The sequence below is a fragment of the Streptomyces sp. NPDC001796 genome (assembly GCF_042892355.1).
Classification (GTDB): Bacteria; Actinomycetota; Actinomycetes; order Streptomycetales; family Streptomycetaceae; genus Streptomyces.
In genome coordinates this window covers 45,542-60,079 of record NZ_JBIAUC010000018.1, presented here as the reverse complement: position 1 = coordinate 60,079, position 14,538 = coordinate 45,542, and the positions used below count along the sequence as shown (strand labels likewise).

Here is a 14,538-nt window from a genome sequence, read left to right as displayed (position 1 = left end):
TGATGTAGCCGCCGTCCCCACCCTCGTGGCTCCAGTAGGTTCCTCCGCAGCTCAGGGGGCGTTCGACCAGGCCGAGCCCGTATCGCCCGCCGGGCCGGAGCTGTTGGACCTCCGCGCTCACGGCGACGGTCTGCTTCAGCTCGGCCGGCTGCCGCGCCGGAAGCAGGCGGCCTGCGAGCAGTGCGCGGAGAAGGGTGTTCTGTCCCGAGTGGTCGTGACGAACGAAAGGTTCTCGTGGTCCACCGGTATCTGGTCGGTGACGTCCACCCGGGAACCGGGCCCGAACAGTTGGTAGGCCTGGGCGTGCGGCCGGGGGAGGGAAGTGGGGCGATCACGCGGTCGGGCCGATGATCCTCACGATCGGCCTTGCCATCGCCACCCTTGGCGTCTGGCTACTGGGACCGTATGACGTCAGGCGACCTGGGCCCCGGACCATTCCCCTGCAGGGATGGCGCCCGAGGTGGCGCTACGGCCAGCAGGAGTTGACCCGAATCAGCCAATGCGGTCTGCGCTGCCGGCTCCGGCATTGAGCTCTGTTCACCCTGAAGTCGCAGGGCCAGGAGCTGATGTGATCGAGGCGGGCACGCGGCTGCCATGGCGGCGGTCGGCCTCGCGTACGACATCCTCGGGCGCGAGCGGCGGGAGCTGAGTGCGCGTGGGCGGTACCCGGGGCGCCCTTGCGGGAGATCGCCGGCAGGATGCGGCACCTGCCCAGGCCGACATACGGCAGGGACGCTATGCCTGCAGTTCGGCCCAGACGGCCTTGCCGGTGTCGGTCCACCGCACCCCCCAACGTGTGGTGAGCTTGTGGACAACGTGCAGGCCGCGCCCGCCGTCGTCGAGCAGCTCACCATGGCGCAGACGTGGTCGGCCGTTGCCGGCGTCGCCGACCTCGCACGACAGGCGGCCTCTGGCCCTCACCAGCCGCACCGTGACAGGCCCGGTGCCGAACCGGACGGCGTTGGCGACCAGTTCGCTGATCACCAACAGCGCACTGTCCCGGGCCTGGTCGCTCATCTCCCATCGCCGCAGGAGTGGGGAGGCCAGGGCACGGGTGCGGGAAGCCGTGTCATCGCGGGCGGGCAGCTGCCAGGTCGCGGTGTCCCGGCTGCGGCGGCCGGCCATACGGGCCAGCAGCAGGGTGACGTCGTCCCGCAGGCGCCCCTGCGGGGCCAGAGCGGAGATCACGCGACGCGCGGCCAGCTGCAGATCGTCCCAGGGATGCACCTCGCGCACCACGTCCGTCAGCCGGCCGATGCCGTCGTCGATCGAGGCCGCTGGATCCTCCACCAGGCCGTCGGTGTAGAGGGCGAGAAGCGAGCCCGGCGGCGCGGCGAACTCCTGCACGTCGAACGGCTCCCGCACAGCGAACTCCGCTCCCAGGCCCGGGTGGGGCTGCGCCGCGATGGTCTTGGCGGATCCGTCGGGATGGACGAGGACCGGGGGGAGGTGGCCGGCATTGGACATCACCATCTTGTTGTCGACCGGATCGTAGACCGCGATGCAGCACGTCGAGCCCAGCGCGCTGTAGCCGGCGGCCAGGCCCGCCTCCGTGTCGTCCAGGAGCGTGACCGTCTCGTCCAGGCGCTCCAGCACCTCCCCGGGGCCCAGCCCCGCCGACAGCAGCGCGCGTGCCTCCATGCTCAGCTGGCCCATGGCCGCCGCGGCCCCCAGCCCATGCCCGACGACGTCACCGACGACCAGCGCGGTACGGTCACACGGCAGGGGAAAGCTGTTCACCCAGTCACCGCCGACGCCCGCACTGTCGGGGTTGGTGGGCTGGTAGACGCTGGCGACCTCGATGGTGTCGCTGCCGGCCCGCGGCAGCAGTCGGCGCTGCAGCGCCAGGACCTGGGCGTGCTCACGCTGATGCTGGCGGGCCAGATCCACATGACGGGCGGTCTTGGCCACGAGTTCTTGCAAGTCGAGCAGTTCACTGTCGCGGAAGAGGCGCTCCGGCCGCCGCCAGACCTCGGCCACGCCCAGCACGATGGGCCCTGGTGTGCCTTCTGGTCCTTCCACAACCAGCGGAATGCAGGCGACACTGACCGGCCGGTCGCCGGGCACCAAGGCGCGCACCAGCTTCGGATCGTCGAGTACACGCTCGATCGCCTCACGGTCGAGAATGACGATGGCCTGCGGCACGTCGTCGCGCATGACCGCACCGGCCAGGAGACGGCTTGCTTCGCGGGGCAGGTTGTCGCCGGGAGTCAGGTACCCCTCGGGCCAGGCGCGGTCCGGCACCAGGGCCGCGCGCCGCAGTCGGATGCGCTCCTGCGCCTGCTCGGTCACGGCCTCGCCCGTCCACACCGCGTAATCGAGGTCGACGGCGGCCACGTCCCCCCACGCCAGCAGGGACTGGGCCAGGGACTGCGCGGTCTCGCCGATGTCCAGTGACGTCCCGATCGCGGCCGCGGAAGCGTACAGATGCAGCCGCTTGGCCATGGCGATCAGGGAGACCGTCAGACCTTCCTGCGGTGATGCGGCCGGCAGGATGCTCATCGAGACCACCAGCTCTGTCCCGTCCTCCCGCCGCAGGCGCTGGACCCGGGCGACGTGCGCCTCCCGCGTCTCGAGCACCTTCTGCAACCGCTGCGTGACCGTCGGTACGTCCCCGGGCGGCAGCAGATCGGCGAAAGCGGTCCCCGGCGCGGCGCTCACCCCCTTGAAGGGAGCAGCGTCCAGATTGCAGCCGGTGATCCTCAAATCCCGGTCGAGATTGACGGCGCCGAGGATCTGTTCCTGATCTCCGCTCTCCATGCCGGCATCTGCGGGCCGACGGGCGCGGTGGTCGTCCGGCGAAGCGGCAGGACCTGTGGCCGCCCTTTTTCCGGCCCTGGGGATGTAATCCGCCAGGGCGTCTCTGATCATGTCGAACGGCGAATGGCAGGAAGAAGGGGGTGTGGGGTCCATGCAGATCACCCAGCTTGCTGACTCCGGCACACGCCGGAAAGCATTCCCGAGTCCATGCGATCAAGCCCCGAGATCCTTTACCGCACACCTCCTGAATAACACAAATACTCTGATCACCGAAGAGGTAAAAGCGGTAAAGGGCTGAACGGTACTGACCGGCCGATACCCCGGACCGGGCAGCAGATCGTCAACCACCCGGTTGGCGGCCCAGTGCGAGTAGTACCGCTGCCAGGCGCCGTTCTCGACCACCACGTACTGCGCTCGCGATCCCACGACAGACGAGGCCGGCGTCGCTGGACGACGGGCGGCGAACGCTTTTGAGGCGACGAGCTCGGGCTGGTCTCTTCGGTCCCCGGAGGACGGGCCGCATCGTGCGGATCAGGCGTGCAGATGGGGCAGGCGGCGCTCGAGCCGGTCGGGGAGCCACCAGTTGGCGCGGCCGAGGAGAAACATGCTGGAGGGAACGAGGACGAGGCGGACGAGAGTGGCGTCGAGGACGACGCTCACGGCGAGGCCGAGGGCGAGCATCTTGACGACGACCGTGGGCGAGCTGGTGAAGGACAGGAAGACGGCGGTCATGATGAGGGCGGCGCTGGAGATGACGCGGCCGGTGGCGGCCAGGCCGGCGCCGACGGAGCGGGTGTTGTCGGCGCTGGTGTGCCAGAGGTCGGCGATACGGGAGAGCAGGAAGATCTCGTAGTCCATGGAGAGCCCGAAGACGATGGCGAACATCATCATCGGGACGTACGACTCGATGGGTACCGGCTCGTGCAGGCCGAGCAGGCTGCTGCCCCAGCCCCATTGGAAGACGGCGGTCAGCACGCCGTAACTGGCCGTGGTGGTGGCCAGGTTGAGCAGGACGGCCTTGAGCGGGATGACCAGGCTGCGGAAGACGGTCATCAGCAGAAGGAAGGCTGCGGCCAGGACGGTCGCGATGATGACGGGCAGGCGCTGCCGGACGGTGTCGCGGAAGTCGATCTGGGCGGCCGTGGTGCCGGTGACGTAACCGTGGGCAGTCGTGCCGTGGAGGGCGCTGGGGAGGGTGTCGTCGACAAGCGTGGTCACCAGGGCGGTGGTGGACGCGTCCTGGGGGCCGTGGACAGGGGTGACGGTGGTGGTCAGGAGCCTGCCGTCCGGTGTGGACGTGGGCGTGGTCACCTGGGCGACGTCGGGGGCGCTCCGCAGGGCCTGCTGCAGGGTCGTGGCGAGGTCGGACGTTCCGGAGCGGTGGGTGCCGAGGTCGATCACGACGGTCAGGGGGCCGTTGGCCCCGGGGCCGAAACCGGGGCCGGTCGCCTGGGCGATGAGGTCGTAGGCGGTGCGGCTGGTGGTTCCGGCGCGGTCCGCGCTCGCGTCGACGTGGCCCAGCCGCATGGACAGGGCGGGGACGGAGAGCAGGGCCAGAGCCGCTGTGCCGGCGGCGAGGCAACGCCAGGGGTGCCGGGCGATGCGGGCTGCATAGCGGTGCCATCCGTCGCGATCGCCGGAGGTTTCGGCTATGGGTCGGCGAAGGGCGATGCGGTCGATGTGACGACCGGTCAGGCTGAGAGCGGCGGGGACTAGTGTGACGGCGGCGGTTGCCGTGATCGCGACGGCGAGGGAGGCGGCGAAGCCCAGTTTGCCGATGAAACCAAGGCCGCAGGCGCAGAGGCCGAGCATCGCCACGATGACCGTCACCCCGGCGACCAGGACGGCGCGGCCGCTGCTCGCCGTGGTGCGCGTGGCGGCCGACACCGGGTCGTGACCGTCCATCAGGTCCTGCCGGAACCGGGTGGTCAGGAAGAGGCCGTAGTCGATGCCGACGCCCAGGCCGATCATGGTGGCCAGGGTGGGGGCGGAGGTGGCGAAGGACACGGTGCCGGCGACGACGCCGACGACTCCGAACCCGGTGCCCACCGCGATCAGCGCGGAGACCAGCGGCAGCAGCGCGGCGAGGACGCTGCCGAAGGCCAGCAGCAGCACGAGCAGGGCGGCGACGATGCCGACGAGTTCGCTGGCACGGTCGTCTGCGGGCTGTCTGGTGACCTGGTCCAGGTCCCCGCCGTACGCGACCTTCAGGCGGGAGTCGCGGGCCGGTTGTGTCGCCCGGTCGAGCTGGCGGGTGTAGTCGTGGCCGAGGGCCTTGGCCTCCACGTCGAACCGCACGGTGGTGTAGGCGGTGTGTCCGTCGTCGCTGACCACCGGAGCGGACACGGAGGTCACATGCGGGAGGTGGGCGAGGCCCGACAGCGAACTGCTCACCGAAGGACTGGACGTCACGGCACCGCTGGGGCCGTGGAAGACGACATGGCCGCTGGAGCCACCGGCGGTGCGTGAGTGAGCGGCGAGCAGGTCCGCGCCGGTGCTGGACTGTGTGCCCGACAGGCTCACCTGGTCGCTGAATGCAGGAGCCACGGCGTGACGGCCGGCCAGTGCCGCCGTCAGGGCCAGCAGCCAGGCGGCCATGACCAGCACCGGGTGGCGTGCGCACCAGCCGCCGAGCCGGGTGAGGCCGCCTGCTGGTCGGGCGGAAACGGAAAGAGCAGGCGTGTCGGTGTCGGATCCCGCAGGCATGGACGGCTCCCGGCAGAGGGTCGGAGGGTTGCAGGCGCCGACGTTAGACCAAAACTGTCACGACTGCCATTTGTCTCGACTGACTTTTGACATGTATGACGTTTGGCAGGACTGACAAGATATGCTGGTGTCATGCCCATTCAGCCTGAGTCGTCGCCGGTCCCGGGACTGCGGGAACGCAAGAAGGACCAGACCCGGCAGCGGTTGCGCACCTGTGCCGCCGAGCTCTTCGCCGAACGCGGCTTCGCCGACACCACCGTCGCCGACATCGCCGCCTGCGCGGACGTGTCCACCCGCACGTTCTTCCGGTACTTCGACAGCAAGGAGGACCTGCTTCTGCCCGACGGCGTCGAACTCTTCGCCGCGGTCGAACGGGCCTTCGGGCATCGCCCCGTGGACGAGCCTCCCTTCGACGCCGTCTGCAACGCGCTGCTGGCCGCCGCCGCCCCTTTCCAGAACAGCAGCCTGACCGCCCTCACTCACCCCCTGGACGGAACCGAACAACTGATCGCGGCGCGGATGATCCAGGCCTTCACCGAGTTCGAGGACCGTCTCACCCGCCTCGTCCTCGACCGGCTGGCACCCAACACGCCGGACGCGGATCTGCAGGCCGCCGTGGTAGCCGGCGCCGCCCTGGCAACCGTCCGCGCCGTTCTGCGCACCCAGCGCAGCCGCCGCGCCGCGGGCACCCACCGGCCGGCCGCCATGCTGCCCCAGGCCTTCCAGATGCTGCGGCAGATGGGGACCGCAGCTCCATGAGCCGCCGACGACTCCTGCTCGTCACCTCCGCGGCCTTCGCCGTCATGGCGCCGCTGGCAGGCAACGCGGTGCTCACGCATCGGGCCGAACAGCGCATCGACCGCGTCGCCGCATGCCGCCTCGCTCCCGTCGCGCAGGTCAGCGCGACGCTCGACAGCCCACTGGCGGCCGTGAACATGCTGGGCGGAAGCGTCGGCGACGTCGACCTCCAGGCCGACGGCCTGCGACGCAACGGGATGGCCCTGCACCTCGATGCGCACCTGCGCCAGGTCACGACAGGCGGTGCCACCCATGGCGGAAGCGCCACCGTGACCATCCCCTACCCGCAGCTGACCAAGCGCCTGCCCCACCCGGACAGCGGCCCCCCGTGGACTCCCGGCACCGACGGCACCGGCCTGATCCTCACCGGCACCGCCGGGACCCTGGGTGTGCCGGTCACCGTCCACACCGACATCGCAGTGCACGCCGGCACACTCGTGGTCACGCCCACCGAACTCACGGTTCTCGGGCGCACCCTTCCCGTCGCCACCGTGCGCGACGACGTCCGCGACACCTCGCTGGCCGAGCGCCTGAAGCCGCGTGTCATACGTTTCCCCACGCTTCCCACCGGCGTGCGCCTGACCGGCGCGCGCGCCGCCGACGACGGCCTCGCGCTCCACCTCCACCTGGCATCCGGGGCCGCCGGCACCCGTCCCAAGGCCGAGGGCGCGTGTGCGGCGAGGTGAGCCACAGCAGGCCCGACCTGCGCGACTTCCGGCCGGCCGCCCGCTCTGGCGATGCACGACGGCGCTCAGCGACGTCTGTCGGCTCAGCCCCGTTGCCCGAGGCGCATCACCTTTGTGAGGCTGCGGCGTCAGGGCGCAGGTCGTCGAGGGTGAGACGGTGGGCGGGGGACTGCGGGAGAATGACGTGGCTGGTGGTGTGCCGGCGCCGGTCGACATGGAGCAGCTCGCCCGGTTCCATGAGGCGCCAGTCGGGGTTGTCGTCCATGCGCTCGCTGGCGATGACGACGGCGGCGTGGTGGGCCAGATCGGCCGAGTGGACGCGCATGTGCCCATGACTGCCGCTGTGGTCGAGGTGCCGGGTGCCGTGGTGCCCGCCTACCGGCCGCTGGAGTACGTACAACTTGTGCGTCTCCGGGTAGCGCAGTGCCCACAGCCCGTCCGGGGTGGTCAGGACGACGTTGAGGGCGTAGACGGGCAGGTTCCGGGCCACCCATTGTGCGGCGTGCCGGATGCCGGCGCAGATGTCACCGCCCTGGTGTTCTATCTCCCGAGTGATGAGGGCGAAGAACCGCTCCGAGTCGGTGTCGCCCTGAACCCGCGCCCGGTCGCTTCCGAGGTGGTTGTCGAGCCTGTCGAGACCCTCGATGACCCCGTTGTGCGCGAACAGCCGTCCTTCCTGCTCGAAGGGATGGGTGTTGCGGAGCTCCAGATCGCCGGTGGAGGCGAAGCGCACGTGGGCGAGGAAGGTCACCGACTCCACCCGCCGGGCTTCCTCCGCGAAGGCCCGGTCCGCGTAGGCGGCGATCGGTGCCTTGTGGACCTGCGGGCTGCCGTCTGACCGGAAGTAGCCCAGTCCGGTGCCATCGGGGTCGCGATGGCTCTGGTCGCTGAGGCTGTCCGGCGCGTCCAGCAGCCAGAACGTCGCGTGGGTACGCCGGGGTGCACTGGTCAGCCCGAACAGGCGGCACATGCCGGTCACCTTTCCTCTCCACACAGTGCCCGAGGCGTCTTCCGCGGCCTCCGGACGTCCCTCGGTCGGGCCAGGTGGCGGCCTGGCCCGCCCGGGTGCTCGGCCTCTGTTCGATGGATCGATGCGCGGCCAGGCTCCTTCGAGCGCTCGGCCGAAGTCGCGGACGACCGCGTCGCTGTGGCCGGTGGCGAGGAGTTGGCCGAGGCCGACAGCTGCGGCGACCGGCCAGTCGAAACTCCAGCCACGGCGAGGAAATCGAGCTGCTTGCGCGGCGGCGAGGCGAGGGCGCCAGCAGGGGCAAGTCCACACGCCCCGACCGGACTGCCGGGGCGGCGCCCTGGCCGCCGGGCGTGAGCCGCGGCGTGATGTCGGCCGGGGAGCCGGGCGGTTGGCGGCGGCTGATGGGTCCGGAGCCTGCGCCTTGTCCTCGAGATGTGAGTCGCTGACATCGGAGCATCCCTTCGAACGGAATGGCCCGTCCCGATCGGGTTTCCCGTCCGCACCTCGCCATGCGCCGTCCACCACGATTGCCGAGGCCGGCGGCCTGCGGATCCACGAACGACACCGGCCGGATCCGCCACCCTGCTCTGGGCCCGCGCTGAGCGACCGGGACCCGGTCGCCGCGGTCATCGGCGTGGTCCGGCAGACCAGGACCGTGCGCGAGCGGGTATGCGGTGACAGGGCCGCCAGGCGGCCACTACCGGGCTGTTGACCTCCTCCAGCATCCCCGGCACTCAGTGGCTGGCCGACCAGTTCCGCACCCGCGTGCTGTGCCGGACCGTGAGTCAGATCACAAGGAAAAGGTGACAGGCTGTTGTCGCGGACAGCTGCGACTGTCGTCGGCATGACGATCACAGATGAGGACTGCCTCCCCGAGACCCTGGCGTTCAACGAGCAATTCGAGGCGGCCGCCGCGAGCCGTCCGACCCGCGGGCAGACGCCGAGCGCAGCCGCGCTGGCGGTACTGCGGCGCAACCGGCTCGGCGGCGACACGCCACCGGTGAGACTGCCGCACGGCCAGGACCGCGTCGTTGAGGGCGGAAGGAGGATGCGGGTTTTCGTGCCGGACGACATCAACGGCGTGTACCTGCACATCCACGGAGGTGGCTGGGCCTTCGGTTCCGCGGACGGACAGGACGAACGGCTCTGGCGGCTCGCCGAGCAGGCACGTCTGGCCGTGGTGAGCGTGGACTACCGCCTCGCGCCGGAACACCCGTTCCCCGCCGGGCCCGACGACTGCGAAGCGGCGGCCCGATGGCTGGTGAAACACGCCGCGGCCGAGTTCGGTACCGAACGGCTGCTGATCGGCGGTGAATCGGCCGGTGCCCACCTCAGCGTCGTGACACTGCTGCGTCTTCGCGACCGGCACGGCATCACCGGCGCGTTCCGGGCGGCCCATCTTCTCTTCGGCCCCTACGACCTGTCGATGACGCCGAGCCAGCGGAGGTTCGGCCGCCGACCGCTGCTGAGCAACACCGACACGCTACGGGGAAGCTATGAGCTGTTCACGCCAGGGATGGGAGAAGAGCAGCGCCGCTGTCCGGAGGTTTCGCCCCTGTTCGCGGACCTGAAGGGGCTGCCGCCCGCCCGGATCGTCGTCGGCACCGAGGATCCGCTGCTGGACGACTCGCTCTTCCTGGCCGCACGCTGGCAGGCCGCAGGTGCGCCTGTGCAACTCGCTGTCGTCGCCGGCGCGATGCACGGCTTCACCCTGTTCCCGCTGACCGTCACCGAGCGGGAACTACGGCGGGAGCGGGACTTCCTGGCCTCCGCGTGACGGTAGCGTCGGCGGCATGAACCGAACCGCCCGGCTGTACGCGTTGGTGGAAGAGTTGCGCGCGGCGGCGCCGCGGCCGCTGACAGTCGCGGCGCTCGCCACGCGGTTCGAGGTCAGCGCACGCACGGTACAGCGCGACCTCCAGACACTGATGCACACCGGTGTCCCGGTGCACTCCACACCCGGGCGAGGCGGCGGCTGGTCGATCGACCCGGAGATGACCCTGCCCCCGATCCATCTGACCCCCGACGAGGCCTCGGCGCTGACCGCGGCGCTCGCCGCGGCCGACGCCACCACCCCCTACGCCGGCGCGACCCGTACGGCGGCTCAGAAGATCGTGGCCTCCATGGCCGGCCCCGCCTCGGCGGCGGCACGAGAACTCGCCGCGCGGATCGTCGCCCTGCCGACACATGGCGACTTGTCGATCCGTACGGCGGTGGAGCAGGCTCTCGCGAACAACACGGTGCTGCGGCTGTCCTACACCGACGCGGCAGGACACGAAAGCACCCGTGTCGTGGAACCGGCCGGACTGCTCACCGCCAGCGGCCGCTGGTACCTCATCGCCTGGTGCCGCACACGCCGGGCCGGCCGGGGCTTCCGGCTGGACCGGATCGCAGCAGCGGTTCCAACCGGTGAACAGGCAGAGGCCCGTGGCCTGACCGACCTACTACTCGGCTCGGCCGCTGCCGGCGCAGTACAACCCACCGCACTGGCCTCACTCACACCCGCGCCATGAGAACTGGCCTCAGCTGCCTGGTCCCACCAGCACGACCAGTGAGTCGGCCCCGCAAGGCTTGCCGGCGTACTCGGCACAAGGTGCGGGCGGGCCGTCGACGATGTCGTCCGCAGTCGACAGGACGTGCTCCAGGGCGACAGCTCCGTGTCGGACGCTGCGACGGGCGGACGTGCGATGACGTGCGACGGGCGGACGTGCGATGACGACCCCCGGAGACCTTCTGCGAACCTTCTCCATTCGATCTTGTCGCCGAAGGGCGCGGTGACCTCGTGACACCTGCGCGTCACCACCCCCACCGGGTTGTTCACAGGCTACGGGCGAACGACGATGAAATAGCCCAAACCGGTGGCCGGGATTCCGTACCTCAGGCTGCCGCTCGACCTCGCAGCGATCGCGGTATTCGCCGTCTTCTTCAAAACCGCCTGCTCGGCCGGCGTGCCCATCAGATGGTTCAGGTCCGCTCAGTGGCCGAGACCGCGCAACTGGCCGTGCTGCATCCGGTGCCGCGACACCTCGGGCCCGTCACGCTCGAGAGCCTGTACCTGGCCGCAGCGGCGGAAGCCCGGATCGGCGGCGACCTCTACGAGGCGATACACACTCCGCACGGCGTGCGGCTGCTCATCGGCGACGTACGCGGCAAGGGTCTGCTCGCGATCCAGGCGGCCGCGATGCTGCTCAGCGCGTTCCGCGAAGCCGCCCATGACGCACCTGACCTGCCCCACCTCGCGCGCCGCCTGGAGACGAGCATGAGTCGCCATGCCTGCCAGTACCCGGGGGTCCCGGGCTCGGAGATCGCTGAACGTTTCATCACAGCCCTCCTCGCCGAGATCCCGGACGATGAACCGGTCGTCAGGACCGTCACCTGCGGCCACCCGCCCCCGCTGCTGCTGCATAGCGGCGAGGTCCGGGAGCTGCAGCCCGCCGATCCCTCGCCGCCGCTCAACCTGGGCATGCTGGTGAGCGACGGGTACCACGTCGATCTCGCCCCTTTCCACCCCGGAGACCAGATCCTGCTGTACACCGACGGGGTGACGGAGACCCGCGACCGCTCCGGCGCCTTCTATCCCCTCGCCGCACGCATCCGCTCATGGAGCGGTGAGACGCCCCACCAGCTCCTCGCCCATCTCCACCACGACCTGCTCGCCTACAGCGGCGGCGAGCTCGACGACGACATCGCTGCCCTCGTCGCCCGGCGGCGCCTGAGCGGCTGAGAGGATCCACTTGTGAGCCGCGGTGCGGGTATGCCCATCACTGCGGGACATCGGCGCCGGGCCGGCCGGATCGAACACGCTCGACGGAGGTCTCAGCCACGATCAAGCCCGGTCGGCTGTTGACATCGTTCATGATCAGTACATCTGACATCCGGATGACAAGATGAAGCGATGATCTCTTCGGTACCTGCCGTCGTCCCTGCGGGTCGGATGGGCCAACGCGAACAGCCTGTGTTCCGACTCACTGGGAACGTGGAACTCCGTCCGTGGCGGCAAGACGATGCCCAGTCCCTCGTGGACGCCTGTGCGGACACGGACATCCAGCAGTGGAACCGTCCAGGGCGTGACGTATCGCTGGAGGATGCACAGCAGAGGATCGCCCGCTGGCATGAGCGCTGGAAGTCCGAGCAATCGGCGATCTGGGCCGTCGCGCACCTCGGTGAGCGGCCAGTGGGCTTGATCGGCTGGGGCGACATCGATCTGAAGGGCGGGAGTGCCGAGATCGTTTACTGGCTGCTGCCGGCGGGTCGCGGTGGTGGCGTCATGGTCGACGCCACCATTCGCCTCAGCCGGTGGGCGATGGACGACCTCGGCCTGCACCGGCTCCGCCTGACCCATTCCGTGGCCAACCCGTCGTCCTGCCGGGTTGCGACGAGGGCCGGATTCTCTCTGGAAGGCACCATGCGAAGCGCCCTGCTGCACGCGGACGGGTGGCACGATGAACACCTCCACGCCCGAGTAAGAGGCGACGAATGGCCTGGCGCGTGACATGACGATGTGCCGTGTCGCAGGAGGTTGAGTCCCCGGCGGACGAGGACGCGGTGCACAGTGGCCGGGGCCGGTGTGATGCCGTGCAGCCGCTGGAGGTCGGCTGCCAGGCGGGCCGGACCGTATTTGGTCTGACGGCGCAGTGCCTCCACGAGATCTGCGATGTCTTCTGCCCCTTCGGGTGTGAGCGGGGCGTTGCGGTGCCCTGTCACGTGCCTGGCGTTGGACGATTCTGCGGGCTGGACGACTGGCAGCACCACGATCGTGGTGAGCCGGTCGTCACGTTTCCTCGCGCAGGCTCGGGAACAGGGCACGGGCGCGGTCGGCGTCCGGTGCGACGAACGTGCCGTCCGCCGACACGAGGATTGCCGAGCGGTCGTGGTCGGTGGTGATCGAGCCGGCCAAGAAGATCTTGCGGTCGTCGGTTCCGGTGATGCGCGCCGAGAGGTGCAGGGGTGTCTGCAAGGGTACGGGGCGGTGGTAGCGCAACTGAAGGCCGACGGTCATCCCCGGCAGTCCGGCGGCGGTGCAGGCCCACCCCATGCGGGGCGGGTGCGGGGGCGGCCCACCGGCCCGCGCGCCCAGAACGGCGGTGAAGCGGGGACTGTCGGCGGCCTGGCCAGGGCGTGAGGACGAAGGACAGCGGACGGCAGCGGCGGTCCACCGACAGGTGCACCTTGCTGGTCAACCCGCCACGGGAACGGCCCAGTTCGGTAGCGCGGAGACGGGCCTTGCGACGCCGGCGCAGACGCCGACGCTCCTCACGGGCCTCGTCCGGCCAGGACCCGTATTGCTGGCGCATGTCCCGCCACGGAGTGCCCGTACGGAACCGCCGCATCACGCCGTTCACCAGTCGCCGCAGGTCAGGAATCGGACCGCGCTCGCCCAGCGGCAGCATTGGCTCCATCACCGCCCACTCGTCGTCCGTGAGATCACCCCGAGCCATCCCGCCTGTCTACCGCCCCGGATCCAGCCAGGGCAGCAGAACGTCCAGACTCGTGATCCGAACTCGGTAAACGCCTAAGAGCGCGCGGGGACCCACACCCGCCTATCCTGAATCTGCGGTGTCTTCCTCGCGTCCAGAAGAAGGGGATGCGGCGCAATGGGCAGCGGCGTATGGCTATCTCGAGACCCGAGACACCCGCACAGCCGAGACGCCTACTGTCAGGAGCGGGCATGGCTGATCGCGCAACGATGGAGCGTATCTGGGAAGCCCACACCGCCGGCGAGTTCGTGGCGCAGGACGTGGAGGCTACGATGGCCACGATGGACGACGACCCCATCGTCGTCCATGTGCCGACCGCCATGGGCGGTAGTGGGTACGACGGCGTCAAGGACTTCTACGCACGCTGGTTCATTGGACGGAACCCGGACGATTTCACTGTGCGTTCGATATCCCGCACGGTGGGAGACGACAGCCTCGTAGACGAAATGATCGTGTCGTTCACCCACGACATCGAGGTGCCCTGGATTCTGCCTGGATCGGCACCCACCGGGCAGCAGGTCCGTATACCCGTCATCGCCGTCGTGGACTTCCGAGGCCCGCGTGTGCGGAGCGAGCGCATCTACTGGGATCAAACGGCGGTGCTCGCGCAGACGCAGTTGCTGAACGACGACATCGTCCGGCGCCTGCCCGTGGTCACCACACCGTTGGACGTACTGGACGGCAGGGTCCCCCTCAACCAGCTGACGTCGCCCCGCCTCGATGCCGAACCGTGAAGGTCAACCCCCTCGAATCCGGAACCGGTCGTAGATCGTCGACCAGCATCCGTACCGGCGGGGAACGTCGCGCCAGGGCTCCCCGTACGGAACCTCCACATCACCGCGTTGAAGTAGGTAGCTGCGCAGGTCAGAGAGCGGTCCACGTTCGCCCGACGGCAGATGCGGCTCGATCAACTCCCATCGGCATCAGTCGCATCACCGCGCGTCACAGATCGTTCCTGCAGCAGCCGGAAGCCTCCCGGGAGCCGAAGCAACCCACCAGTGATCTCAACTCAGAACAGGCCCTGGTCCGCATTGGCGCGGCATCCACGAGGCGTTCCCATCGATGGCGCAGCTGGTTCCAGCACCCGTTGCGCGGGTGGCGCTACCCGAGCGTGCGGTGGCGGTCTGAGCACCCGGTTGGC

12 protein-coding genes and 1 pseudogene are annotated in these 14,538 nt (G+C 69.7%); 7 read left to right on the top strand and 6 right to left on the bottom strand.

From position 1 onward, the window contains the following. Positions 1–735: 735 nt before the first annotated feature. Together ACFYZE_RS28460 and ACFYZE_RS28455 are read right to left on the bottom strand one after the other, a co-directional pair. Positions 736–2,913, bottom strand: coding sequence for a SpoIIE family protein phosphatase (locus ACFYZE_RS28460; protein WP_388999919.1), 2,178 nt, complete (start codon positions 2,911–2,913; stop codon positions 736–738). Between the two features lie 378 nt (positions 2,914–3,291). Continuing rightward, positions 3,292–5,466, bottom strand: coding sequence for an MMPL family transporter (locus ACFYZE_RS28455; RefSeq protein ID WP_388999916.1), 2,175 nt, complete (start codon positions 5,464–5,466; stop codon positions 3,292–3,294). 132 nt (positions 5,467–5,598) lie between these two features. Here ACFYZE_RS28455 and ACFYZE_RS28450 point away from each other — a divergent pair, with 132 nt between their 5' ends. Further along, on the top strand, positions 5,599–6,225 hold the full coding sequence (locus ACFYZE_RS28450; RefSeq protein ID WP_388999913.1) for a TetR family transcriptional regulator: 627 nt from the start codon (positions 5,599–5,601) through the stop codon (positions 6,223–6,225). Beyond that, on the top strand, positions 6,222–6,950 hold the full coding sequence (locus ACFYZE_RS28445) for an LmeA family phospholipid-binding protein (RefSeq protein WP_388999910.1): 729 nt from the start codon (positions 6,222–6,224) through the stop codon (positions 6,948–6,950). The genes ACFYZE_RS28450 and ACFYZE_RS28445 overlap by 4 nt, the downstream gene beginning before the upstream one ends. 106 nt (positions 6,951–7,056) lie before the next feature. On the opposite strand, the gene ACFYZE_RS28440 is transcribed toward ACFYZE_RS28445, so the two are convergent. Then, positions 7,057–7,920, bottom strand: coding sequence for a class II glutamine amidotransferase (locus tag ACFYZE_RS28440; protein WP_388999907.1), 864 nt, complete (start codon positions 7,918–7,920; stop codon positions 7,057–7,059). 844 nt (positions 7,921–8,764) lie between these two features. Between ACFYZE_RS28440 and ACFYZE_RS28435 the strand changes: the two genes are divergently transcribed. The 4 genes from ACFYZE_RS28435 to ACFYZE_RS28420 all read left to right on the top strand — a co-directional run bounded on the left by ACFYZE_RS28435 (position 8,765) and on the right by ACFYZE_RS28420 (position 12,412). Further along, positions 8,765–9,697, top strand: a complete 933-nt coding sequence (locus tag ACFYZE_RS28435) for an alpha/beta hydrolase (protein ID WP_388999904.1) — start codon at positions 8,765–8,767, stop codon at positions 9,695–9,697. A gap of 16 nt (positions 9,698–9,713) precedes the next feature. Continuing rightward, complete coding sequence (locus ACFYZE_RS28430; protein ID WP_388999901.1) at positions 9,714–10,433, top strand: helix-turn-helix transcriptional regulator; 720 nt, start codon at positions 9,714–9,716, stop codon at positions 10,431–10,433. A gap of 464 nt (positions 10,434–10,897) precedes the next feature. Beyond that, entirely contained in the window at positions 10,898–11,644 is a 747-nt protein-coding gene (locus tag ACFYZE_RS28425) for a PP2C family protein-serine/threonine phosphatase (protein ID WP_388999898.1), read from the top strand. Between the two features lie 171 nt (positions 11,645–11,815). Then, positions 11,816–12,412, top strand: a complete 597-nt coding sequence (locus ACFYZE_RS28420) for a GNAT family N-acetyltransferase (RefSeq protein WP_388999895.1) — start codon at positions 11,816–11,818, stop codon at positions 12,410–12,412. Positions 12,413–12,691: 279 nt separating this feature from the next. Here the strand turns inward: ACFYZE_RS28420 and ACFYZE_RS28415 are convergent, their stop codons facing one another. Then, on the bottom strand, positions 12,692–12,919 hold the full coding sequence (locus tag ACFYZE_RS28415; protein WP_389000153.1) for a hypothetical protein: 228 nt from the start codon (positions 12,917–12,919) through the stop codon (positions 12,692–12,694). 277 nt (positions 12,920–13,196) lie between these two features. Further along, positions 13,197–13,358: pseudogene (locus ACFYZE_RS28410) on the bottom strand (transposase); the annotation flags it as partial. A gap of 230 nt (positions 13,359–13,588) precedes the next feature. Here ACFYZE_RS28410 and ACFYZE_RS28405 point away from each other — a divergent pair. Continuing rightward, positions 13,589–14,131 carry a nuclear transport factor 2 family protein gene (locus tag ACFYZE_RS28405; RefSeq protein ID WP_388999893.1) on the top strand — a complete coding sequence of 181 codons (543 nt, stop codon included), beginning with the start codon at positions 13,589–13,591 and terminating at the stop codon, positions 14,129–14,131. A 3-nt stretch (positions 14,132–14,134) separates the two neighbouring features. On the opposite strand, the gene ACFYZE_RS28400 is transcribed toward ACFYZE_RS28405, so the two are convergent. Beyond that, positions 14,135–14,308, bottom strand: a complete 174-nt coding sequence (locus tag ACFYZE_RS28400) for a hypothetical protein (protein WP_388999890.1) — start codon at positions 14,306–14,308, stop codon at positions 14,135–14,137. Positions 14,309–14,538: the final 230 nt, after the last annotated feature.

Excerpts from the sequence above, each read along its gene's own strand:
- ACFYZE_RS28435 (WP_388999904.1), top strand. The coding sequence starts at position 8,765 with ATGACGATCACAGATGAGGACTGCCTCCCCGAGACCCTGGCGTTCAAC.
- ACFYZE_RS28415 (WP_389000153.1), bottom strand. The coding sequence starts at position 12,919 with ATGACCGTCGGCCTTCAGTTGCGCTACCACCGCCCCGTACCCTTGCAG.
- ACFYZE_RS28405 (WP_388999893.1), top strand. The coding sequence starts at position 13,589 with ATGGCTGATCGCGCAACGATGGAGCGTATCTGGGAAGCCCACACCGCC.
- ACFYZE_RS28440 (WP_388999907.1), bottom strand. The coding sequence starts at position 7,920 with ATGTGCCGCCTGTTCGGGCTGACCAGTGCACCCCGGCGTACCCACGCG.
- ACFYZE_RS28445 (WP_388999910.1), top strand. The coding sequence starts at position 6,222 with ATGAGCCGCCGACGACTCCTGCTCGTCACCTCCGCGGCCTTCGCCGTC.
- ACFYZE_RS28460 (WP_388999919.1), bottom strand. The coding sequence starts at position 2,913 with ATGGACCCCACACCCCCTTCTTCCTGCCATTCGCCGTTCGACATGATC.
- ACFYZE_RS28450 (WP_388999913.1), top strand. The coding sequence starts at position 5,599 with ATGCCCATTCAGCCTGAGTCGTCGCCGGTCCCGGGACTGCGGGAACGC.
- ACFYZE_RS28430 (WP_388999901.1), top strand. The coding sequence starts at position 9,714 with ATGAACCGAACCGCCCGGCTGTACGCGTTGGTGGAAGAGTTGCGCGCG.
- ACFYZE_RS28455 (WP_388999916.1), bottom strand. The coding sequence starts at position 5,466 with ATGCCTGCGGGATCCGACACCGACACGCCTGCTCTTTCCGTTTCCGCC.
- ACFYZE_RS28420 (WP_388999895.1), top strand. The coding sequence starts at position 11,816 with ATGATCTCTTCGGTACCTGCCGTCGTCCCTGCGGGTCGGATGGGCCAA.